This is a genomic window from Microbacterium sp. (genome assembly GCF_031180975.1).
Lineage (GTDB): Bacteria > Actinomycetota > Actinomycetes > Actinomycetales > Microbacteriaceae > Microbacterium.
On record NZ_JAPSLI010000002.1, the window covers coordinates 75,540 to 98,865 of the forward strand.

17 protein-coding genes are annotated in these 23,326 nt (G+C 70.4%); 11 read left to right on the forward strand and 6 right to left on the reverse strand.

The genetic code is table 11. The features are described 5' to 3' along the window. The first annotated feature begins 1 nt into the window (after position 1). The 5 genes from RIF65_RS03480 (at position 2) to RIF65_RS03500 (ending at position 3,621) form a co-directional block, all read left to right on the forward strand. On the forward strand, positions 2–1,291 hold the full coding sequence (locus RIF65_RS03480) for a phosphatidate cytidylyltransferase (protein ID WP_309064416.1): 1,290 nt from the start codon (positions 2–4) through the stop codon (positions 1,289–1,291). Next, a complete protein-coding gene (locus tag RIF65_RS03485; protein ID WP_309064415.1) occupies positions 1,291–1,872 on the forward strand; it encodes a DivIVA domain-containing protein in 582 nt (193 codons plus the stop codon). Before RIF65_RS03480 ends, RIF65_RS03485 begins: the two co-directional genes overlap by 1 nt. Before the next feature lie 70 nt (positions 1,873–1,942). Continuing rightward, the gene (locus RIF65_RS03490) at positions 1,943–2,611 is read left to right on the forward strand and encodes a transglycosylase SLT domain-containing protein (RefSeq protein ID WP_309064414.1); all 669 of its coding nucleotides are present in this window, start codon (positions 1,943–1,945) and stop codon (positions 2,609–2,611) included. Positions 2,612–2,620: 9 nt separating this feature from the next. Further along, positions 2,621–2,908 carry a hypothetical protein gene (locus tag RIF65_RS03495; protein WP_309064413.1) on the forward strand — a complete coding sequence of 96 codons (288 nt, stop codon included), beginning with the start codon at positions 2,621–2,623 and terminating at the stop codon, positions 2,906–2,908. After that, positions 2,905–3,621 (forward strand): alpha/beta hydrolase, encoded by a 717-nt coding sequence (locus RIF65_RS03500; protein WP_309064412.1) that lies wholly within the window; start codon positions 2,905–2,907, stop codon positions 3,619–3,621. The genes RIF65_RS03495 and RIF65_RS03500 overlap by 4 nt, the downstream gene beginning before the upstream one ends. A 2-nt stretch (positions 3,622–3,623) precedes the next feature. Here the strand turns inward: RIF65_RS03500 and RIF65_RS03505 are convergent, their stop codons facing one another. Continuing rightward, a complete protein-coding gene (locus RIF65_RS03505) occupies positions 3,624–4,679 on the reverse strand; it encodes an AI-2E family transporter (protein WP_309064411.1) in 1,056 nt (351 codons plus the stop codon). A 183-nt stretch (positions 4,680–4,862) separates the two neighbouring features. On the opposite strand from RIF65_RS03505, the gene RIF65_RS03510 reads away from it, so the two are divergent. Beyond that, positions 4,863–6,686, forward strand: coding sequence for a glycosyl transferase (locus tag RIF65_RS03510; RefSeq protein ID WP_309064410.1), 1,824 nt, complete (start codon positions 4,863–4,865; stop codon positions 6,684–6,686). Next, complete coding sequence (locus tag RIF65_RS03515; protein WP_309064409.1) at positions 6,683–7,624, forward strand: tetratricopeptide repeat protein; 942 nt, start codon at positions 6,683–6,685, stop codon at positions 7,622–7,624. Before RIF65_RS03510 ends, RIF65_RS03515 begins: the two co-directional genes overlap by 4 nt. A gap of 43 nt (positions 7,625–7,667) precedes the next feature. Here RIF65_RS03515 and glgB read toward each other — a convergent pair whose 3' ends face one another. The 3 genes from glgB to glgX all read right to left on the reverse strand — a co-directional run bounded on the left by glgB (position 7,668) and on the right by glgX (position 14,083). Then, complete coding sequence (gene glgB, locus RIF65_RS03520; RefSeq protein ID WP_309064408.1) at positions 7,668–9,875, reverse strand: 1,4-alpha-glucan branching protein GlgB; 2,208 nt, start codon at positions 9,873–9,875, stop codon at positions 7,668–7,670. Continuing rightward, on the reverse strand, positions 9,872–11,938 hold the full coding sequence (locus tag RIF65_RS03525) for an alpha-1,4-glucan--maltose-1-phosphate maltosyltransferase (RefSeq protein ID WP_309064407.1): 2,067 nt from the start codon (positions 11,936–11,938) through the stop codon (positions 9,872–9,874). Before RIF65_RS03525 ends, glgB begins: the two co-directional genes overlap by 4 nt. Before the next feature lie 75 nt (positions 11,939–12,013). Then, positions 12,014–14,083 carry a glycogen debranching protein GlgX gene (gene glgX / locus RIF65_RS03530; RefSeq protein ID WP_309064406.1) on the reverse strand — a complete coding sequence of 690 codons (2,070 nt, stop codon included), beginning with the start codon at positions 14,081–14,083 and terminating at the stop codon, positions 12,014–12,016. A gap of 115 nt (positions 14,084–14,198) precedes the next feature. Between glgX and RIF65_RS03535 the strand changes: the two genes are divergently transcribed. The 4 genes from RIF65_RS03535 to RIF65_RS03550 all read left to right on the forward strand — a co-directional run bounded on the left by RIF65_RS03535 (position 14,199) and on the right by RIF65_RS03550 (position 19,804). Further along, the gene (locus tag RIF65_RS03535) at positions 14,199–15,368 is read left to right on the forward strand and encodes a cysteine desulfurase family protein (protein WP_309064405.1); all 1,170 of its coding nucleotides are present in this window, start codon (positions 14,199–14,201) and stop codon (positions 15,366–15,368) included. A 144-nt stretch (positions 15,369–15,512) separates the two neighbouring features. Further along, positions 15,513–16,616 (forward strand): tRNA 2-thiouridine(34) synthase MnmA, encoded by a 1,104-nt coding sequence (gene mnmA, locus RIF65_RS03540; RefSeq protein ID WP_309064404.1) that lies wholly within the window; start codon positions 15,513–15,515, stop codon positions 16,614–16,616. 9 nt (positions 16,617–16,625) lie between these two features. Next, positions 16,626–18,941: an NAD-dependent DNA ligase LigA gene (gene ligA, locus RIF65_RS03545; protein WP_309064403.1), complete on the forward strand. Its 2,316-nt coding sequence runs from the start codon at positions 16,626–16,628 to the stop codon at positions 18,939–18,941. Then, entirely contained in the window at positions 18,938–19,804 is an 867-nt protein-coding gene (locus tag RIF65_RS03550; RefSeq protein WP_309064402.1) for an ABC transporter permease, read from the forward strand. The genes ligA and RIF65_RS03550 overlap by 4 nt, the downstream gene beginning before the upstream one ends. Here the strand turns inward: RIF65_RS03550 and RIF65_RS03555 are convergent. Together RIF65_RS03555 and RIF65_RS03560 are read right to left on the reverse strand one after the other, a co-directional pair. Continuing rightward, positions 19,723–21,564, reverse strand: a complete 1,842-nt coding sequence (locus RIF65_RS03555) for a DEAD/DEAH box helicase (RefSeq protein WP_309064401.1) — start codon at positions 21,562–21,564, stop codon at positions 19,723–19,725. The genes RIF65_RS03550 and RIF65_RS03555 overlap by 82 nt on opposite strands. A 43-nt stretch (positions 21,565–21,607) precedes the next feature. Further along, on the reverse strand, positions 21,608–23,308 hold the full coding sequence (locus RIF65_RS03560) for a long-chain-fatty-acid--CoA ligase (RefSeq protein ID WP_309064400.1): 1,701 nt from the start codon (positions 23,306–23,308) through the stop codon (positions 21,608–21,610). Between the last annotated feature and the right edge of the window lie 18 nt (positions 23,309–23,326).

Consider the following 23,326-nt stretch of genomic DNA (forward strand, 5'->3'; position numbering starts at 1 on the left):
GATGCCTCGCGATACCGGTGACGAGGATCGACCGCCGCTGCGCCCCCATCTCCAGGACGGCGACGCCGCGTCGGCCGCCGACCGCGCCGAGCCCGATCCGCACGACGAGACCACCCCGGTCCGGGGTGTACCGGTCGTCGGCCCGCCGTCGGAGGCACCGGCCTCCGGCAAGCCGCTGACCGACGACGCGTTCCCCGCGTTCGACGAGTCGGTGGTTCCTCCGCGCCCGCCGCTTCCGTCGCCGGCGCCGCTTCCCCCGCAGGTCGGCGCGTCCGACCGGGGCCGCCGCCCCGGAGATCCGCTGGACACCGCGGACCACGGCGCGATCCGCGACCAGTGGCGCGCGGCGCGGGACGAGCTCGGCAGCCAGGTCGCCCACGCCCGCGGCGAGTTCGAGCACCGGGTCTCGCACGCCAAGGACCACTTCGAGCAGGCCAACGAACGCATCAAGCAGCGCACGGGTCGCGACCTGATCGTTGCCACCCTCATCGGTGTGGTGTTCGGGGGCGTGCTGCTCGCCTCCCTGTTGTTCTTCAAGTGGCTGTTCGTGCCGATCGCCGTCGCCGCCGCCCTGCTCGGCGTGTACGAGCTCGGCCGCGCCTTGCGAAGCGGTGGACGCCGCGTCGACACCGCGCCGCAGCTGGTCGCCGGCGGTCTGCTCGCCCTCTCCGGATACTTCGCGGAGATGTGGCTGTCGTGGGTCATGCTGATCGCGGCGGTGGCCTTCGTGAGCGTGTGGCGCATGGTCGCGCAGATGATCGCGCAGGACGGGCGCACGTACGGCGACGTGCTGGCGGACGTCGTCGTCGGCGGATTCATGCAGGTGTACGTGCCGTTCCTGGCATCCCTCGCGCTCGTGCTGCTCAGCCGCGAGGACGGCGAGTGGTGGGTGCTGTCGTTCATCGTCGTCGCCGTCGCAGCAGACACCTGTGCGTACGCCGCCGGGCTCGCTTTCGGCAAGCACCCCATGGCGCCGCGCATCAGCCCCAAGAAGACGTGGGAGGGCTTCGTCGGCGCCGTGGCCGGATCGCTCGCGGCCGGCGCGCTCCTGGCAGCCTTCCTGCTCGGCCTGCCGTGGTGGTGCGGGCTCATCCTCGGCGCGGCGGTGCTCGCGTCGGCCACGCTGGGCGACCTGGGGGAGTCCATGCTCAAGCGCGACCTCGGCATCAAGGACATGAGCTCGTGGCTGCCGGGGCACGGCGGTCTCCTGGACCGGCTCGACAGCATCCTGCCCTCCACGGTGCCGGCGCTGGCGCTGTCGTTCCTGCTCGCTCCCTGGATGGTGTCGTGATGCCCGAATCAGACGTCCGCGCCGGCGCGGAGGACGAGCGTCCCCCCGCGTTCCCTCTCGTCACCGGACGTGAGAAGGGCTATCACCGGGTCGCGGTGGACACCTTCCTGGAGTCCGCCCGAGCCGCCTTCGAGGACGACCGCGACGACTTCGCAGCCGAGGACGTGCGCGTGGCATCGTTCCCGTTGGTGCGCAACGGATACTCGATCCCCGAGGTCGACGCTGCGCTCGGGCGGGTGGAGGATGCGTTCGCCGCGCGAGCCAGGGAACGCGCCGTGCGGTCGCTGGGCGTGGAGAAGTGGGTGGCCCAGGCGCGCGCGGAGGCGCAGGTGATCCTCGATCACCTGGCCCGGGAGCCGCATCATCGGTTCGCGCGGACCGGCATCCTCACCTTCGGCTATCGCATCGACGAGGTCGATCACGTCGCCGATCGCATCGCCGCCTACCTGCGGGACGGCGCTCCGCTCACCGTGGAGCAGGTGCGCTCCGCCGCCTTCCGCATGCAGCGCGGCGGGTATCGCGAGGAGCAGGTGGATGCCCTCCTGGACGCGACCGTCGAGGTCATGCTGGCCGTCCGTTGAGCGTCGCGCGCCGTCACGACGGCGGTTCTCATGGAGGATTCAGCCGCTTCTGCGTAAACTGGGGGCCATCGTGACTCCCGATAACGAATTGATCTCAGCCGCCCGCGGTGCCGCACCCTCGGCACCCAAGGGTCCGAAGCCGGCACGTCGGCGCGTCAGCGCGATCGTGGCGGGCTTCGCCGTCGTCGGCTTCTCGGCGGCCCTGATCGCCCCCACTGGTGTCGCCATCGCGGAGGCGCCGGCGGAAGACGCGCCGGTCACGGCGTACTCTCTCGCGGCCGAGGACACCCAGGATCTCACCGTGACGGTCGAAGGCGGCTCCATGGAGCCCGTCGCCCGCGCCGGATTCGAGGTCTACGTCAAGCCGAAGCCTAAGCCCAAGCCGAAGCCCGCTCCGGTCGCGACCACGACGTCGAAGTCGTCGGGATCCTCGGCCCCGGCACGCCCGCGCTACAGCGGCGGCGGGTCCAAAGAGGACTGGATGGCGGCGGCCGGCATCGCGCAGAGCGACTGGGCCTATGTCGACTACATCGTCTCCAAGGAGAGCGGCTGGAACCCGAACGCGACCAATCCGTCGTCGGGTGCCTGCGGTCTGGTGCAGGCGCTGCCGTGCAGCAAGGTGCCCGGTAACGGATACAACCCGGTCGACAACCTCCGTTGGGGCAACGGGTACGCCGTGGGACGCTACGGAAGCTGGGCCGGAGCGTACTCGTTCTGGACGCGCAACCACTGGTGGTAACCCGCCGTCATGCCGCGTTCACGCCGACGACGACCTGAGCCAGCCCGCGACGAGGACTCCTTCGAGCGCCTGCTGGCCGGATGGAAGCGCTCCGAGACCAAGCGCGGACACGAGTGGACCGTGCAACCCGTCTCCGGTGCGCAGGCGATCAAGGACTACGTGTGCCCTGGGTGCGGCCGTTCCATCGAGGCGGGCACCGCGCATCTGGTCGCCTGGCGCGCCGACGGCGTGCTCGGAGAAGCAGCCGATCTGGCGGCCCGCCGGCATTGGCACACCCACTGTTGGAGGATCGCATGACGTACGAGATCCGAGGCCCGGTGGAGCTGCCGGCGTTGCGCGAGGACATCGAGCTGGACACCGCCGATGGACTCACGCTCGTCGGCGAGCTCGCCCTGCCCGAGTCGGGCCGTCCCGTCGCGACACTCGTCACGCTGCATCCGCTGCCGACGGCGGGCGGGTTCATGGACTCGCACATCATCCGCAAGGCGGCAGCTCGGCTGCCCGCGCAGGCGAAGCTCGCCGTCCTGCGCTTCAACACCCGCGGCACCAGTTCGCCGCGCGGCACGAGCGAAGGATCCTTCGACGGCGGCGAGGCCGAGCAGTTCGACGTGGCCGCCGCGATGGACTTCGTGCGGGCGCGCGGGCTGCCGCACCCCTGGCTGGTCGGCTGGTCGTTCGGAACGGAGTTGGCGCTGAAGTACGGGCGCGACCATGACGTCGAGGGCGTCATCCTGCTCTCGCCCCCGCTACACAGGGCCACCCCGAGCGAAGTGGCGGCCTGGGCGGACGACCCCCGCGAGATGGTCGTGCTGGTGCCGGAGTTCGACGACTACCTTCGTCCCGACGAGGCCCGCAAGCGGTTCGCCTCGGTGCCGCACGCGCGGCTCATCGCCGTGGACGGCGGGAAGCACCTATGGGTGGGCGAGAACCAGACCAGGCGCGTCCTCACCGAGATCGTGGCCGCCGTCAACCCGGACGCACTGCCGCTGGCCACGCACTGGGCCGACTGAGTTCAGCGCTCGTTCATCCGCGGTATCAGCACCTGGCGGTAGATGATCAGGATGCTGGCCGCGACCGGGATCGCGATGAGGGCCCCGAGCAGCCCGAGCAGCGACCCGCCGGCCAGAGCGGCGACCACGACCACGGCGCCGGGCACGGCGACCGCGCGGCTCATGATGCGCGGGTTGATGAAGTACGCCTCCACCTGCATGTACACCAGGTAGTAGATGCCCGCGGCGATCGCCGTCGCAGGCGACCCCAGCCCTGGTACCAGGCAGGTCAGGACGATGATGGTGGAGCCGGTGAGCGTGCCCACCAGCGGGATCAGTGAGAAGAAGAAGGCGACCACCGCGAGCACCGCCGGGAACGGCGCCTGGATGATCGTGAGGAAGATCGCGCTCAGCACGCCGTTGATGACGCCCAGCGTCACCTGTCCCATGACGTAGTAGCCCACCGAGTCGGTGATCTGGTCGGCGAGGTCGATGAAGCGTTCGCGCTTGGATGCCGGCACCAGCTGATACACCGCGCGCTTCAGCGACGGGGTGGACGCGGTCAGGTAGATCGTGAGGATCAGGACGATGAACGCGCCGAACAGGCCGGTGACGATCGCCGAGCCCACGACGACGACGCTCTCGGTGATCTGCGTCCAGTTGTCCAGCAGCCAGCCGTTCGCGTTCGCGAACGCGTCGTCCACGAAGCTCTCCTGCAGCCCGGGGAACACCGACAGGATCCACTCCTTGACGTCGCCGATGGTGGAACCCTGCAGGAAGACGGTGATCTGGCTCACCAGCTGACTGATCTGGTCGATCAGGATCGGCACCACCATCAGCACGATGCCGGCGAAGATGGCGAGCACCCCGATGATCGTGGTCAGCACCGCCGCCCAGCGGGGCAGCCCGCGCCGCTCGAGGAAGGTCACCAGCGGATCGAGGCCGAGGCTGAGGAACAACGCGGTGCCGACGTAGAGCAGCACCGTGGAGAGCGTCTGCAGGCTGCCGATCAGGAGAATCCCCAGCCCCACGCCGAGCGTCGCCACCAGTGCTGTCCGGAACGGGTTGTGGATCTTCATGCTCCTCCTGACGTTCGCTCGCCAGCCTAGTTCCTGCCGGTGACGCGGTCGTGTCACGGCTCCACGGCGCGTCCCGATGGCACGACGCGGGTGCTCGTGGGCAATGCACAGGTGCTTTCGCTAGTCTGAAACGTCGAGCGGAGACCGTCGGCGGATGCCCGAGGTCACGTAAGGAGTCATTTCGTGCGTTTCGTATGGGCCGTCGTGGCCTTCGTGCTGGCCACGGTTCTGATAGGAGCCGGGATCGCTCAGCGCACCGTCTTCATGGGGCCGTCCGAGCAGCGGATGGAGCTGAGCGTCACCGAGCCGGAGCCGTACGTGCTCGTCGACGCGGACGTCCTCCGCGCCAACCCCGGTCTGCAGACGCTCGTCGTGCGAGGCGAGGGCGAGATCTTCGTCGCCTACGGTCGCACCCCCGACCTCACCGCCTGGCTGTCGGACACGGCCTACAACCATGTGTCCCTGACGAAGAAGGGCACGGCGAAATCCGAGCACGTCGAGGCGGCCGTGCCGCGCGAGGACGGCGCCGAGACCTCCGGACGGGACCCGCGCGGTTCCGACCTGTGGCTCGACTCGTTCGTCGACGAGGATTCCCTCGTCGCCAAGCTGCAGCTCACCGAGGGCAACAGCGTGCTGATCGCGCGCGACGGGGTCGAGGACGCGCCCTCCGACATGCTGGTGTCCTGGCCGCTCGACACGCGCACGCCGCTGGCGGGCCCGCTGATGGTGGCGGGCGGCATCCTCCTCGCGGTCGGCCTGGTGCTGTACATCCTCGCGATCCGCCACCAGCGCCGCGGTCGCGGTCCTCGTCGGAAGGGCCCTGGTCCTCTGCCGCCCACCGAACCGATCATGCTGGATCCCGCGCCGGAGCGCGCCGCGATCGAGCCGGGAACGGATGCCGGAACGGTGCCGAACCCGGGCCGCGCCGAGCGTCGTTCCCTGCGGCGCCGCCTCGGCCTGGCCGTGCCGGCGCTGGCTGTGACGGCCGCCCTCGCGACCGGCTGCTCAGCGGACTCCTGGCCGCGGTTCGACGCCGCCACCCCCTCGCCGACACCGTCGCCCACGGTCGTGGCTCCCGAGAACCAGAAGCCGCCCGCCGTGGGGGAGAAGCAGGCTGCGCGCATCGTCGCTCAGATCACCGAGACGGTGGCACAGGCGGATGCCGATCTCGACGCCGACATGGCCGCCACGCGTCTGGAGGGGGCGGCGCTGGAGGCGCGCCGCACCGACTACGCCCTGCGGGCGAAGATCCCCGACCGCAAGAGTGCGACGATCTCGCCGCGCGACAAGGTCAAGGTCGTGCTCCCCGAGGCAACCGAGACGTGGCCGCGCACCGTGCTGGCGCTCACGGTCGTCGAGGACGACGAGACGGTCCCTCCGGTGATGCTCACCATGACGCAGGCGGACCCGTGGTCGAACTACAAGGTGTCGTACATGGCCGAGATGCCGGCATCCGGCGAGTTCCCGGAAGTCGCTCCGGTCTGGCTCGGCGCGACGCGCATCCCGGCGGAGTCCCCGTTCCTCGCCCTGACCCCTGCCGAGCTCGCCGACGGCTTCGCCGACTTCGTGGACGCCGGTGACAAGAGCGCGTTCGCCGGTCGTTTCGACGAGGTGGCTCAGAAGCTGGCCGCGAACATCAGGCAGAGCCGCGAGAGCGTGGTGAAGGGGCTTGCCGACAAGGGAGCGTCGAAGACGTCCAAGGTGAGCTTCGACATGGCCCCCACGGACGCCGAGCCGGTGTCCATGGCGACGTTGGACAGCGGCGCCGTCGTCGCGATCAGCGTCACGGACTCGGAGACGGTCGCCCCGACCACGGCCGACGCCGTCATCCGGTTCGGCGACAACGCCGACGCGAAGGCGCTGACGGGCGCCTCCGAATCGGCGAAGGGCGTCGTCACGACGTACGGTCTTCAGCTGTTCTTCGCGGTTCCCGCACAGGGTTCCACGGAGCAGATCCGTCTGCTGGCAGCACATCAGGACATCCTCAGCGTGAAGGTGATCAAGTGAGCGACATCTCTGCCGCCGCACTTCGGGGTGCGGTCGACCTCTCCTCTCTCCGCAACCGCCCGCAGCCGGCGCCGCAGCAGCCGCAGGACGGCGGCGCGCAGCCGGCCGCTCCGGCCGGGGGCGTCGTGGTCGATGTCACGGACGCGTCGTTCGGTGAGATCCTCGAGCTGTCGCGCACCGTCCCGGTCGTGGTCGACCTGTGGGCGGAATGGTGCGGCCCGTGCAAGCAGCTGAGCCCGATCATCGAGAAGGTGACGCGCGAGCTGGCCGGTCGTGTCGTCCTCGCGAAGGTGGATGTGGACGCCAACCCGCAGATCGCGCAGGCGTTCCGGGCCCAGTCGATCCCGATGGTGGTGGCGCTGCTGGGCGGGCAGCCGGTGCCCATGTTCACCGGCGCTGTGCCGGAGGAGAACGTGCGTGAGGTGTTCACCCGTCTTCTCGAGGTCGCTGCGCAGAACGGCATCACCGGCACGGTCCCGGCCGATGGCGAGAGCGCCGCGGCGGAGCAGCCGGTCGAGGCGCCGCTTCCCCCGCTGCACGCCGAGGCGTACCAGGCGATCGAGGCCGGTGACTACGCGAAGGCGATCGAGGCGTACGAGCGCGCTCTCGCCGAGAACCCCCGCGACGAGGACGCCAAGGCGGGCCTCGGTCAGGTGAAGCTGTTGCACCGCGTGCAGGGACTCGATCTGCAGAAGGCCCGCGAGGCGGCGGCCTCCGCTCCGCTCGACGTCGACGCACAGTTCGCCGTGGCGGATCTCGACCTCGCCGGCGGGCACGTCGACGACGCGTTCGGTCGGCTGCTCGACCTGTTCGCCGCGCTTCCCGCCGAGCAGCGCACGCCGGTGCGGGAGCGCCTGGTGGAACTGTTCGACCTGGTCGGCTCCGCGGACCCGCGTGTCGCCTCCGCGCGCACGCGACTGGCGTCGTTGCTGTTCTGAACCTCGGACCGTGCGGCCGTTGCACGGCCGCGCGGTCGCACCCTCAGCCCCGGGTGGGCGTGGGCACGTGCGGGTCCGCCTGGTAGCGGAACCACAGCGTCGACAGCGCGGGGATCGTCATGGTGGCGACCGGCGGGGCGTCATCGGCATCCGGATGCGCCGTCACCATGCCGTAGTTGCCGGCCCCCGCGCCGCCGAACTCCGCGGCATCCGTGTTGAGCACCTCGAGCCAGGTGCCCTCCACGGGCATCGCCAATCGGTACCCGGTCCGTGTGGCGCCGGCGAAGTTCGACACCACCACCAGACGCCCCCCGTGCGCGTCGCGACGCTCGAACGCCACGATGCTGGGGTCCCAGGTCGGCGCGCCGAGACGCGAGAACGACGAGCCGTCGTTGTCGCGCTCCCACAGCGGCGCCTGGGCGCGGTACACGGCGTTCATAGAGCCGACGAATTCCTTCAGCTGGGCGTGCGACGGCTGGTCGAGCAGCCACCAGTCCAGCTCGCGGTCCACCGACCACTCGCCGATCTGGCCGAACTCCTGACCCATGAACAGCAGCTTCTTGCCGGGGTGACCCCACATGAACCCCAGGTAGGCGCGCACGTTGGCGAGCTTGTGGGCGTGGTCTCCCGGCATCCGCGAGATCAGACTTCCCTTGCCGTGCACCACCTCGTCGTGACTGATGGGCAGCATGTAGTTCTCACCGAACGCGTACACGAACGAGAACGTGATCTCGCCCTCGTGGTGCGAGCGGTGGATCGGGTCGCGCTTCATGTACACGAGGGAGTCGTTCATCCACCCCATGTTCCATTTGAAGCCGAATCCGAGACCCGCGTGGGAGGTCGGTGCCGTCACCCCGGGGAAGGCGGTGGACTCCTCCGCGATCATCACGATCCCCTTGTGCAGCCGGTACGCGGTGGCGTTCACCTCCTGCAGGAACCGGATCGCCTCCAGGTTCTCCCGGCCGCCGTGGATGTTCGGCTCCCACTCGCCGTCGCGCCGGGAGTAGTCCAGGTACAGCATCGACGCGACGGCGTCCACGCGCAGGCCGTCCACGTGGAACTCGCTGAACCAATACAGCGCGTTGGCGACGAGGAAGTTGCGCACCTCGTTGCGCCCGTAGTCGAAGATCAGCGTGCCCCAGTCCTGGTGCTCGCCGCGCCGCGGGTCGGGGTGCTCGTACAGCGCCTGGCCGTCGAAGCGGGCCAGCGCGAACGAGTCCTTCGGGAAGTGCCCCGGCACCCAGTCCATGATCACGCCGATGCCCGCCTGATGCAGCCGGTCGATCAGGTAGCGCAGGTCGTCGGGCGAACCGAACCGGCTGGTCGCCGCGTAGTAGCCGGAGACCTGGTACCCCCACGATCCGCCGAACGGGTGCTCGGCGAGCGGCATGAACTCGACGTGGGTGAACCCGGTCGACAGCACGTGCTCGATGAGCGGGTCGGCGGCCTCTCGGTAGCCCAGCCCGCCACGCCACGACCCGAGATGCACCTCGTACACCGACATCGGATGCGACACGGCGTGGGTGGCCGCGCGTCGCGTCAGCCAAGCGCCGTCGTTCCAGGTGTAGGCGCTGAGGGTGACGACGGATGCCGTGGCGGGCGGAACCTCGGCCTGCTGCGCCATCGGATCGGCCTTCAGGATCCATCGACCGTCGGCGGTGAGGATCTCGTACTTGTAGCGCGTGCCGGCGCCGAGATCGGGGATGAACAGCTCCCACACCCCGCTTACACCCATCGACCGCATGGCGTGGCCCTCGCCGTTCCAGCCGTTGAAATCGCCGACCACGCGTACCGCCTGGGCGTTCGGCGCCCAGACCGCGAAGTCCACCCCGGTCTCGCCGTCCAGCATCCGCAGGTGCGAGCCGAGCACCTCCCACAGCCGCTCGTGCCGACCCTCGCCGATCAGGTGCAGGTCCATGTCGCCGAGCGCCGCGAGGTGACGGTACGGGTCGCCGGAGACGGTCTCGCCGGCGCCCTCGTACGCGGTGGCGAGCCGGTACGAGACCGGGGGGCCGTCGTGGCGGCCCTCCCAGATGCCGTGGGCGACGTGCTCGAGATCCAGCCGCGTGCCGTCGTCGAACACCGCGGCGACGGACTGCGCCAGCGGTCGTCGGGCGCGGATGGTCGTGGTCGTGCGCCCGACGGCATCCGTGCCCGGGTGCGCCCCGAGCACCGAATGCGGATCGTGGTGGGACGCATGCGCGACGCGGACCCAGTCAGGGGAGGCTGTGACGTCCTCGATGTAGCTCATGATGGCTCCTTCACCCTCAGGATGTGCACCGGCTCGGCGAAAGCGTCGAGTCGCACGTAGTTGTGATCCTTCCACGTCCAGGTCGCACCGGTGAGGAGATCCTCCACCTCGTACTCGTCTCCCGGCGTGACGCCCCAGATGCGGGTGTCGAGATGGACGGTGGTCTCCCGCACCGAGTGCGGGTCGACGTTGGCGACCACGATGAGCGTGTCCGGCCGGCCGGTTCCGGTGAAGGCGGCATCCAGATGCTTCGAGTACACCAGCACGGCGTCGTCGTCGCTCCAGTGGAACGAGATGTTGCGCAGCTGCCGCAGCGCGGGGTGTTGGCGGCGGATCTCGTTGAGGCGACGCAGCAGCGGCGCGAGCGACTCGCCGCGCTCTTCCGCACCCTCCCAGTCTCGGAACTTGAACTCGTACTTCTCGTTGTCGATGTTCTCCTCGGAGCCGGGACGCGCCACGTTCTCGACGAGTTCGTAGCCGGCGTACACGCCGTACACCGGCCCGGCGGTGGCGGCGATGCAGGCGCGGATGCGGTACGCGGCCCGTCCGCCGTACTGCAGATACTCGGTGAGGATGTCGTGCGTGTTGACGAACAGGTTCGGGCGCATGTAGTCGCTGGTCTCGTGCGACACCGAGGTGAGGAACTCCTCCAGCTCCGCCTTCGTGTTGCGCCACGTGAAGTACGAGTAGCTCTGCTGGAACCCGACCGCCGCCAGCGCGCGCATCACCGCCGGACGCGTGAACGCCTCGGCGAGGAAGATCACGTCCGGGTCCTCGGCGTTGATCTCCGCGATCAGCCACTCCCAGAACTCCAGCGGCTTGGTGTGCGGGTTGTCGACCCGGAAGATCTTCACGCCCTGAGCGACCCAGTGCCGCACCACCCGCAGCATCTCGGCGTAGATGCCGTCGGGGTCGTTGTCGAAGTTGAGCGGGTAGATGTCCTGGTACTTCTTCGGCGGGTTCTCGGCGTACGCGATCGTCCCATCAGGGAGGGTGGTGAACCATTCCGGATGCTCGGTCACCCAGGGGTGGTCGGGGGAGGCCTGCAGGGCCAGGTCCATGGCCACCTCCAGGTTCTGCGCCTTGGCGGCGCGCACGAACGCGCGGAAGTCCTTCAGCGTGCCGAGCTCCGGGTGGATCGCGTCGTGGCCGCCCTCCGGCGCACCGATGGCGTACGGCGAGCCGGGGTCGCCGGGCTCGGCCGTCAGGGTGTTGTTGCGGCCCTTGCGGTTGGTCGTGCCGATCGGATGCACTGGGACGATGTAGATGACGTCGAAACCCATGCCGGCGACGCCCGGCAGGCGCTTCGCAGCGGTGCGGAAGGTGCCGCTCTTGACCGTGCCGTCCTTGCGGCGCACAGCACCCTCCGACCGAGGGAAGAACTCGTACCATGCGCCGACGCCGGCGAGCGGGCGCTCGACCGTGAGCGTCATCCACTCGCCGACCGAGCCGAGGGATGCTGCGGGGCGGGCGGCGAAGGCCCGGAGCAGCGTCTCGTCGGTGGACACGGCGTGCAGTTCATCGGCATCCGGCGTCTTCAGCCGCTTCGCCGCGGCCTTCAACGCGCGACGCTCCGCGGCGGAGCGGTCCGGCTCCGCCGCGGCGGCGGTGAGCAGCTGCGCGCCGAGCGCGCACATCACCGGGATGTCGACGCCTGCGTCCGCTTTGACCTCGGCCGCGTGCGCCCACGTGGCGAAGTCGTCGGCGAACGCCTCGAACCGGTACTTCCACACCCCGGGAAGGTCGATCGCGACCTCGGCGACCCAGCCGTCGGTGCCGTCCTTCAGCGCGGTGAGACGGTGCAGGCTCTCCTCACCGGAGGGGCCGGTCAGGCGCAGGTGCACCCCGATCCTGTCGTGCCCCTCACGGAAGGCGACGACACGGAACGGCACCACCTCGCCGGCGAACGCCTTCGCCGGGTAGCCGCCGGGCACTCGGGGCGAGGCGTCGGTGAGCGGGATCCGGCCCGCGCGCGCACGCGGCCTCGTCTCGACGGCAGGCCGCAGTGGGATCTGCGCGGGGCTTCTCAGCGCCGCAGGTGCTTGAGCGGTTCGTGCTGCCACACCTTGAATGTACAGCGCGGGCGACGGCCGGTGACACCCTCGGAAGCCGGTGTGTCACATGCCGGCTCTGCCCGTTCACTCCACCCGGAACAGGTGCATCGAGGTGCCAGGGATCGGCAGCACCGCGCCGGGCTCGTACCGCAGGTTCTCGGTGCTCGGCACCTCGTCGGCGCTCGACCACAGCGACACGAACGCCGTGGCGCCGTCGAGGGTCTCCGGAAGCCGCACGTCGATCGGCGCCTCGGTGCCGTGCACGATCAGCAGGATGCGGTTGGTCTCGCCGTCCTCGGGGGCGGCCTCCGCGACGTACTGCAGCGTGCGGTTGCGGGGGTCGTTCCACCGCTCCGCCTCCATGGTGTCGCCGTTCTGGTCGAACCAGTCCATGACGGACGCCTCCGGGATGTGCTCGCCCAGCCGCGCGTACCTGCTGGGGCGGAGCGCCCTGTTCTCGGCGCGGAGACGGGTGAGCAGGGACACGTGCGCGGACAGGTCCTTCTGCCACTGCTCGTGCTCCCAGTTCAGCCAGGTGAGGGGCGAGTCGTGGCAGTACGCGTTGTTGTTGCCGCGCTGGGTGCGCCCGAACTCGTCGCCCGCCGTCAGCATCGGGATGCCGGCGGACAGCAACAGCGTGCCGAGCAGATTCCGCATCGCCTTGCGGCGGGTCTCGAGGATCACCACGTCGGCCGTCTCACCCTCGACGCCGTGATTGAACGAACGGTTCGTGTCCGCGCCGTCACGGTTGTGCTCGCCGTTGGCCTCGTTGTGCTTCGCGTCGTACGACACGAGGTCGTGCAGCGTGAAACCGTCGTGCGCGGTGATGAAGTTGATGCTCGCGAGCGGTCCGCGCTCCTCGCAGTACGTGTTGGCGGACCCGGCGAGCCGGTTCGCGAAACCGCCGACGCCGACCGGGGGCGACGCGCGCCGGGCGTAGTCGATGTCGCTGAGCCAGAAGTTGCGGACACGATCGCGGTAGCGGTCGTTCCACTCGCTCCAGCCGACCGGGAAGTTGCCGGTGTGCCAGCCGCCGAGCCCCACATCCCACGGTTCGGCGATCAGCTTCACGTCCTGCAGCACGGGATCGTCGGTGATCGCGCGCAGCAGCGGATGCTCGCGGTCGTACTCGTGCTGGGCGTTGCGACCGAGTGCGGTGGCCAGGTCGAAGCGGAAGCCGTCGATCTGCATCTCGGTCGCCCAGTACCGCAGCGAGTCGAGCACCAGGCGCGCCACCGCGTCCACCGAGGTGTCCAGGGTGTTCCCGCACCCGGTGGTGTCGACGTACGCACCGTCCTCCAGCTGCCGGTAGTACGAGGCGTTGTCGATGCCGCGCAGGCTCGAGCGGGGCCCGCCGATGCCCTCCTCGCTGGTGTGGTTGTAGACCACGTCGAGGATGACTTCGAGTCCTGCCTCGTGCAGCAGCTTCACCATGCCCTTGAACTCGGCGAGCACCGCCTCCGGACCGCGCCGGCGGGCCGCCTCCGTGGCATAGGCGGTGTGCGGGGTGAAGAAGTTCAGGGTGTTGTAACCCCAGTAGTTGGTGAGTCCACGCTCGAGCAGTCGCGGCTCGGGCACGAAGGCGTGGACAGGCAGCAGCTCGACGGCGGTCACGCCGAGCGAGTGGAGGTAGTCGATCATCGCGGGGTGAGCCAGCCCGGCGTACGTGCCGTGCAGTGCCGGGGTGACGTCGGGATGCCGCTTGGTGAGCCCCTTGATGTGCCCCTCGTAGATGACCGTGCGGTCGAGGGGAGTCTTCGGCTTGCGCACGCCGCCCCAGTCGAAACCGTCCTCGATGACCACGGAGCGCCACTCCTCGTAGCCGTCGCCCTGGGCGAGGCCACGCGAGTACGGATCGAGCAGCAGGGTCTCCGGGTTGAAGACGTGCCCAGGGCCGTGCGGGCCGTTGACGCGCAGCGCGTAGCGGGCGCCCGGCTGCAGCAGATCGCTCGTCACCTCCCAGACGCCTCCGGGGCGGCGCTCCAGCGGGGTCTGCGCGATCTCCCAGTCGAGGTCGTCGGTGTCGAAGACCACGAGCTCCATCGACGACGCGTTCGTCGACCAGACGCGGAGGGTGCCGACGCCGTCGTGCAGCCGCACTCCGAGGTCGTTCAAGACGTCCCCTCCAGGGGCGGTCGCGGACGGCAGGAACATGAGGAACAGGATAGAGGGCGAAAGGGGCTTCCGGTGAATCCGCGTCTCACCTCGGTCGAGCCCGAGTGTCGTCGGCGCTCGGCCGTCGGCAACGGCGGAGTGGGAGAATGGACGGATGCGGTTCTACCTCGACCATGCGGCGACGACGCCGTTGCGTCCCGAGGCGCGCAGGGCTTGGCTGGCTGCGTCCGACCTGATCGGCAACGCGTCGTCGACGCACGGTGCGGGGCAGGACGCCAGGCGGATGCTGGAGGATGCGCGCGAACGTGCCGCGGCCGTGCTCGGGTGCGACCCCATCGAGGTGGTGTTCACCTCCGGCGGCACCGAAGCGATCAACACCGCGCTGTACGGCCTGTGGCGGTCGCGGCCGGCGGGTTCCGATGCCGTGGTGCTGCCGGATGCCGAACACCACGCGACCATGGACGCCGTCGCCGCCCTCGCCGCGGAGGGCGCCGTCGTGCGTCCGGTGCGCGTCGACGACGTCGGACGCATCGATGCCGGGCAGTTCAGCGCAGCGCTGCCCGGTGCAGCCCTGGCCACCGCTCTGATCGCGGGGAACGAGTCGGGCACCATCAACGACGCACCCGGGCTGGCACGTCACGCGGCGACGGCGAGCGTGCCACTGCACCTGGACGCGGTCGCGGCGCTCGGGCATCTGCCGCTGTCGTTCCGTGGGCTGCGCGGCGACGCGCCGGCAGGCGCCGGGCTGGTCGCGATGAGCGTCGCCGGCCACAAGATCGGCGCGCCGGTCGGGATTGGTGCGCTCGTCGTCGCCCGCACCGCACGAATCGCGCCGCTGCTGCACGGCGGGTCGCAGCAGCGCGGCCTGCGCGCCGGCACCCAGGATGTCGCGGGAGCCGCCGCGTTCGCGGCCGCGCTGGACGCCGCCGAGGCCGAGCGGGACAGCGAGGCAGCACGGCTGCGCCGCCTGCGCGACCGGCTGATCGACGGTATCCGGCGGGCAGTGCCCCAGGCGCAGCTGCTGGGTGACCCGGTGGACCGGCTCCCCGGCAACGCGCACGTGCTGTTCCCCGGGGCGGTGGGGGAGAGCCTGCTGTTCCTGCTCGATATGGCCGGCGTGGCGGCGTCCACCGGTTCGGCGTGCCAGGCCGGGGTCGCCGAACCGTCGCATGTCGTGATGGCGATGGGGCGCAGCGAACGCGACGCCCACAGCGTGCTGCGGTTCACGCTCGGGCGCACGTCCACCGACGCCGACGTGGACGCCGTCCTCGCGGTGATCGCCGACGTCTACGCGCGCGCTTCGCACCCGTCCCCCGGTCGTTGAGCGAGCGAGCGCAGCAGTCCGTTCCCCGGTCGTTGAGCGAGCGCAGCGAGCCCGTTCCTCGGTCGTTGAGCGAGCGAGCGCAGCGAGCGAGACGAAACGCCCCATCCGGCCCGCTGCCAGCCACCCGCTCGTAGACTGGACCCCATGCGCATTCTGGCGGCGATGAGCGGGGGAGTCGACTCTGCGGTGGCCGCTGCGCGCGCCGTCGAGGCAGGGCACGACGTCGTCGGCGTGCACCTCGCCCTGTCCCGCGCCGGCGGCACCCTCCGCACCGGCAGTCGCGGCTGCTGCACGATCGAGGACGCCATGGATGCCCGCCGCGCGGCCGACCGGCTCGGCATCCCGTTCTACGTGTGGGACTTCTCCGAGCGCTTCCGCGACGACGTGATCGAGGACTTCGTCTCCGAGTACAAGGCGGGCCGCACCCCCAACCCGTGCCTGCGCTGCAACGAGAAGATCAAGTTCGCCGCGCTGCTGGAGCGCGCCATCGAGCTGGGCTTCGACGCGGTGTGCACCGGCCACTACGCCACGCTCGTCGAGGGGCCGGACGGGCTGGAGCTGCACCGGGCCTCCGATTCGGCGAAGGACCAGTCATACGTGCTCGGCGTGCTGAACGCCGATCAGCTCGCGCACACCTACTTCCCGCTCGGGTCGACCCCGTCCAAGGCGCTGGTGCGTGCCGAGGCGGAGGAGCGCGGTCTGAGCGTGGCGCAGAAACCGGACAGCCACGACATCTGCTTCATCCCGGACGGCGACACCCGCGGCTGGCTCGCCGAGAAGGTGGGCACCGCGCCGGGCGACATCGTCGACCGTTCCGGTGCCGTCGTCGGATCGCACGACGGTGCGCATGCGTTCACGGTGGGGCAGCGCCGGGGGCTGAAGCTCGGCGTCCCCGCCCCCGACGGCAAGCCGCGGTTCGTCCTCGAGGTGCGTCCGGTGTCGAACACGGTGGTGGTCGGCCCGAAGGCGGCACTGGCCACCGCCGAGATCTCCGGCGAGCGGTTCAGCTGGGCCGGCGCCGCGCCGACGGCATCCGAGTTCCCCTGCGAGGTGCAGATCCGCGCTCATGCCGAGCCGGTGCCGGCGACCGCCTTCGTGACGGATGCCGGTGTGCGGGTCCTCCCGGACGCGCCCCTGGACGGCGTCGCCCCCGGACAGAGCGCCGTGCTCTACGTCGGCACCCGCGTGCTCGGTCAGTTCACGATCGACCGCACCGTCTCGGCGGTCCCTGTCGGCGCCCCCTCATAGACTGGCCGGGTGCCGGAGAACATCTCGCTGGAAGACGCCCGTGCCGAGGCAGGGGAGCTGACCACCCGCATCCTGGAGGCGAAGGACGCGTACTACGGGCGGGACACCTCGCTCGTCGACGACGCCACGTACGACGCCTGGATGCGCCGGCTGGAGGAGCTGGAGCGGCTGCACCCCGAGCTGCAGGGGCAGGACTCGCCGACCCAGATGGTCGGGGCGGCCGAGGGAACGGTGCTCGCGACGATCGAGCACGCCGAGCGGATGCTGAGCCTCGACAACGTGTTCTCGGTCGACGAGCTGCGCGACTGGGCGGCCAAGACGCGCGCCTCCGCCGGACGCGACGTCGCCTGGCTGACCGAGTTGAAGATCGACGGGCTCGCCATCAACCTGCGTTACGAGAACGGCGTGCTCACCTCGGCGGCCACCCGCGGCGACGGCCGGGTGGGCGAGATCGTCACCGAGAACGCTCTGCGGCTCGCCGACATCCCCGAGAGGCTGTCCGGCGGCGGGCACCCGGCGATCGTCGAGGTCCGCGGCGAGGTGTTCATCCCCGTGGCGGCGTTCGAGCGGCTCAACGCCGCGCAGGCCGAGTTCCGCGACCGGGCGTTCGCCGACGCCAAGGCGCGCTGGGAGACACGGACGGGGGCGAAGCGGGCGTTCGACGAGGACAAGGCGAAGGCCGCGGCGGCCCGCCGGTTCCCGGCGTTCGCCAACCCCCGCAACGCCGCGAGCGGCGGACTGCGGCAGCAGCTGGACAAGAAGAGCGGGCTGGAACTGGAAGCCGGCCTGCTGCGCACGAACTCCCTGTCGCTGTACGTGCACGGCATCGGCGCCTGGCCCGACCCTCCGGTCGCGGCGCAGAGCGAGGTGTACGACCTGCTCGCCCAGTGGGGTCTGCCGACCAGCCCGCACACCGAGGTGTGCCGCGACATCGACGAGGTGGTGGCTTTCGTCGAGCACTTCGGCGAGCACCGGCACGACATCGAGCACGAACTGGACGGCATCGTCGTCAAGATCGACGAGCTCGCCCTGCACGACGAGCTCGGTGCCACCAGCCGGGCGCCGCGGTGGGCGATCGCCTACAAGTACCCGCCGGAGGAGGTGCAGACCAGGCTGCTCGACATCGTCGTGTCGGTCGGTCGCACCGGCCGCGCCACGCCGTTCGCCGTCATGGAGCCGGCGCACGTCGCCGGGTCGGTCGTGCGCCAGGCCACCCTGCACAACAAGGACGTCGTCAAGGCGAAGGGTGTGCTGATCGGCGACACCGTCGTCCTCCGCAAGGCCGGCGACGTCATCCCCGAGGTGCTCGGGCCCGTCGTCGAACGCCGCGACGGGTCGGAGCGCGAGTTCGTGATGCCCGAGAACTGCCCCGAGTGCGGCACGCCGCTGCGCCCCATGAAGGAGGGCGACATCGACCTGCGCTGCCCGAACGCCCGCTCCTGCCCGGCGCAGGTGCGCGGGCGGGTCGAGCACATCGGCTCGCGCGGTGCGCTCGACATCGAGGCGCTGGGCGAGGTGACCGCCGCGGCGCTGACGCAGCCCAGCGTGCCCGAAATCCCGCCGCTGCAGACCGAGGCGGGGCTGTTCGATCTGACCCTCGACGACCTGGTGCCCATCGAGGTCGTGGTCAAGGACGCCGAGACCGGGCTGCCCCGAGTGGACGACGACGGCATCGCCAAGACGCGTGCGCCGTTCCGCCGCAACCCGAGCGCGGCGGAGCGCAAGTCCGGTCTCGAGGGGCCGCAACCGTCGTCGCAGGCGCTGAAGCTGCTCGACGAACTGGAGAAAGCCAAGACGAAGGACCTGTGGCGGCTGCTGGTCAGCCTGAACATCCGGCACGTCGGGCCGGTCGCCGCGCGGGCGCTGGCGCAGTGGTTCGGATCGCTGGACGCCATTCGCGCCGCTTCGCGCGACGAACTCGCCGCCGTGGAGGGGGTGGGCGGCATCATCGCCGACTCGCTGCTGGACTGGTTCGCGGTCGACTGGCATCAGGACATCGTGCAGCGGTGGGCGGATGCCGGTGTGCGGTGGTGGACCCCGGGACACCCCGGTCCTGGTGCCGCCGCCGCGGGCGGGGGAGTGCTCGACGGACTGACCGTCGTCGCGACCGGATCCCTCGAGGGCTATACGCGTGAGGGCGCGCAGGAGGCGATCATCAAGGCCGGCGGGAAGGCGGCGTCCAGCGTGTCCAAGAAGACCGACTTCGTCGCGGCCGGTCCCGGGGCCGGGTCGAAGCTGGCGAAGGCCGAGGAACTCGGCATCCGCATCCTCGACGCGGCGCAGTTCCACATCCTCGTCACGCAGGGTCCGGACGCGCTGGGGTGACCGCGGCGGTCCTTCCCGAACTCGTGCCGACCCTGCTCGGCATCGGCGTGCTCATCGCATTCGCGACCGTCCCGCTGCTGCTCTTCGGCGTCCCGGGCGCGTGGGGGCCGGCGGTCGCGGTGCTGCGCGGCGCGGTGCAACTCGCTGCCATCAGCCTGATCCTGGGCGGCATCATCGCGCAGCCGCTGTGGATCGCGGTCGCGCTGGTGGTGATGTTCGCCATCGCGTCGCTCGTGGGGATCGGTCGCGTCGGCTGGAGCGGGCGCTCAGCGCTGCTGATCACCGCATCCATCGCGGCCGGGGTGATCGTCGCCGGCTTCGGTGTGTTCGGCAGCGGCGCGCTGGAGCTGACCCCGCGCTACGTGCTCGCCATCGGCGCGATCATCATCGGCAACACCATGAACACCGCCTCTCTCACCGGGCGCCTCTTCGTCGGCTCGGTGCACGACCACTGGGATCAGGTGGAGGGGTGGCTGGCGCTCGGGGCGAGGCCGCGTCGTGCGACCGTGCACCTCGCACGGCGCGCCGTGCATGAGGCGCTCATCCCCACCATCGATCAGACGAAGACGACCGGGCTGGTGGTGTTGCCTGGCGCCTTCGTCGGGGCGATCTTCGGCGGGCTGTCTCCGTTGGAGGCGGGACGCTTCCAGATCGTCGTGCTCGCCGCGCTGATCGCGGCGGGCGCCGTCACCGCCGTCTGCGTCGCGTCCGGCCTCGGCGCGGTAAGCACTCGTCCCGCGCGTGCCCTGACCGAGCCAGGGCGGCGGCGCCGGGCGGATCGTCAGTCCTGGTGGCGGGGCTTCCGGAACGGGCGGTCGCCGCGGTCGGTGCGCGGACGGTCGTCGCGGTCCCGGCGCTCGTAGCCGCCTCGGCCGCCGGCATCCCGCCCGCCGTCGCGGCCCTCGGTGCGGCGACCCGGCGCGCGGTCCGGCTTGATCTCGATCAGCCGTCCGGACACGCGCGTGTCGCGCAGCCTGTCGAGGACCGACGGGTCGAGGTTGGCCGGCAGCTCCACGATCGAGAAGTCGGGGCGGATGGTGATCGCGCCGAAGTCGTCGCGGCCCAGGCCGCCCTCGTTCGCGAGAGCGCCGACGATCTGGCGCGGCTCGACCCGGTGCCGGCGGCCGACCTCGATACGGTACGGGGCGTAGTCTCCGCGACCCCGGCGGGGTCCGCGTGAGTCGCGCTCGGGGCGGTCGCGGTCGCTCCGCTCGCGCGGCGGCCGGTTGTCGCGCTCGACGGCGCGGGACAACTCGTCGTTCTCGGCGTCCAGGAGCAGGGGCGTCTCGCCCTGGGCGACCACAGCCAGTGCTGCGGCCACATCGGCCTCGGGCACGTCGTGGTTGCGGACGTAGTGCGCGATGATGTCGCGGAACCCCTCGATGCGGTGCGTCTCCTGCAGCGCGGCGGTGATCGCGTCGTCGAAGCGGGCAAGACGCGTCGAGTTCACATCCTCCGTGCTGGGCAGCTGCATCTGCGTCGGCTGCTGACGCGTGGCCTTCTCGATGTGCTTCAGCAGATAGCGCTCGCGCGGGGTGATGAAGCTGATCGCGTCGCCGGTGCGGCCGGCGCGGCCGGTGCGGCCGATGCGGTGCACGTACGACTCGGTGTCGGTAGGGATGTCGAAGTTGATGACATGGCTGATGCGCTCCACGTCGAGACCACGCGCCGCGACATCCGTGGCGACGAGGATGTCGAGCTTGCCATCCTTGAGCTGGTTCACGCTTCGCTCGCGCTGCACCTGCGGCACGTCGCCATTGATCGCGGCCGCCGAGTAGCCGCGGGCGCGCAGCTTCTCCGCGAGCGTCTCGGTCTCGTTCTTGGTGCGGACGAACACGATCATCCCGTCGAAGTTCTCCACCTCGAGGATGCGCGTGAGCGCGTCGACCTTCTGCGCGTAGGACACAACCAGGTAGCGCTGGGTGATGTTCGTACCCGTCGCGGTCTTCGACTTGATGCTGATCTCTTCGGGGTCGCGCAGGTACTTCTGCGCCAGGCGGCGGATCGCGGCGGGCATCGTCGCGGAGAACAGTGCGACCTGCTTCTCCTCAGGCGTCTGGGCGAGGATCTGCTCGACGTCCTCGGCGAAGCCCATCTTGAGCATCTCGTCGGCCTCGTCGAGGACGAGGTACGTCAGCTCGGACAGATCGAGGGTGCCCTTGGCGAGGTGGTCCATGATCCGGCCGGGCGTGCCGACCACGATGTGCACGCCGCGCCGCAGCGCCGACAGTTGCACGCCGTAGCCCTGGCCGCCGTAGACGGGCAGCACGTGCACGCCCTTCATCTTCGACGCGTACGACTCGAACGCCTCGCAGACCTGCAGCGCCAGCTCGCGGGTCGGCGCCAGCACCAGCGCCTGCGGCGACTTCTGCGACACGTCCAGACGTTCCAGCACAGGAAGGGCGAAGGCGGCGGTCTTGCCGGTTCCGGTCTGCGCCATGCCGACCACGTCGCGCCCGGCGAGCAGGGTCGGGATCGTCGCCGACTGGATCGGCGACGGCGACTCGTACCCGAGGTCGCGGATCGCCTTCAGCACCGGACCGGTGATGCCGAGCTCCTCGAATCCGGGCGTGGCGGGGGTGTCGGCGGCGGTCTCGGCGGGGGTGGTCTGGTCAGCAGTCACTTGCCCACGATAGTGCGTGCGCCTGGACAGGTGCTGTCCGCGCTCACTCCCCGCCGGTCAGCGTGAGCAGCCGCTCCTTCACCTGCAGGCGCAGCACCTTGCCGATCAGCGACTTCGGCAGCTCGTCCACCACGAAGACACGCCTGGGGACCTTGTACGGGGTGAGGATGCCGCGGGCGAACTCGCGGACCGCCTCGACGTCGACGTCCCGAGCGCCGTCCACGACGATCGCGGCCACCACTTCCTCACCGGAGTGGTCGCTGGGCAGACCGACGACGGCGGCGTCGGCGACATCGGGATGCTGTCGCAGCGCGCTCTCCACCTCGGTCGGAGCGACATTGAAACCGCCGGTGATGATGAGTTCCTTGATGCGGTCGACGATCCGAACGAACCCGGCCTCGTCGATCGTGACGATGTCACCGGTGCGGAACCAGCCGTCCACGAACACCGTCTCGGTCTCCTCCGGCTTGCCGTAGTACCCGGAGAACACCTGCGGGCCGCGCACCACCAGCTCGCCGGCGGATCCGGCCGGCACGTCGACGGTCGGGTCCTCCGGGTCGACGACCCGGCACTCCGTCCCGGGCAGCGGCAGGCCGACGGTGCCGGCCACGCGGTTCTCTGCAACCGGGTTCGCCATCAGGACCGGGGAGCACTCGCTCAGGCCGTAGCCCTCCACGAGATAGCCGCCGGTCTCCTCCTCGAACGGCACCACCAGCTCGTGTGCGAGCGCCATGGCGCCGGAGATCGCGACGTCGGTGCCGGCGAGGGAGACGCCCTTCTGCTTCGCGGCGGCGAGCAGGCGCTCCGCGATGGGCGGCACGAGCGGCAGGAAGGTCGCGGGATGCTTCTTCGTCACCTCGAGTACCAGGTCGGGGTCGAACTTCGGGAACAGCACGAGCCGCGCGCCCATCGACATCGCGAACGTGAGGCACAACGTCAGCCCGTAGGCGTGGAACATGGGCAGCACCGCGTACACCACGCAGCCCTCGCCGCGGCGGATGGACGGCACCCAGGCGCGCGCCTGCGCGGCGTTCGCGAGCAGGTTGCGGTGCGTCAGCGCGGCGCCCTTCGGCGTGCCGGTGGTGCCCGACGTGTATTGAATGATCGCGAGATCATCGGTCCCTGGCAGGGGATGGGATGCCGAAAGCGGGGCTGCGGACGCCACGTCGTCCCACGAGATCGCGCCCTTCACGCTGGCGGTGAGCGCGTCGCGCGCCTCGCGCGCCTTCGCGACGGGAAGCCTCAGCGCCAGACGGGTCGGCAGCGGCATCGCGCGGGTGACGTCGACAGAGATGAGGTTCGTCACGGCGAGGTCGGCGGGGAAGTCATGCACGGTCGCGACGACCTTGCTCCACACGATCGCGGTTCTCGCGCCGTGGTCCTCGAACTGCTTGCGCAGCTCCCGGGCGGTGTACAGCGGGTTGTGTTCGACGACCACTGCGCCGATGCGCAGCACCGCGTAGAACGCGACGATGTGCTGCGGGCAGTTCGGCAGCACGATCGCCACCGGGTCGCCGGCCTTGACGCCCAGGTCGCGCAGCCCCGCGGCGGCGCGATCGATGGCGGCCTGCAGGTCGCGGTACGTGGTCTCCCTGCCGAAGAACTGCAGCGCGGGTGCATCGGGGTAGTCGCGTGCGGATGCCGCCACGATGTCGACCAGTGAGCCGGAGACCTGGTCCAAATCCTCCGGCACGCCCTCGGCGTAGCTGGCGGTCCACGGGCGCGGAGGATCGAACGTCGTCACCGTTCCACCCTACGCGGG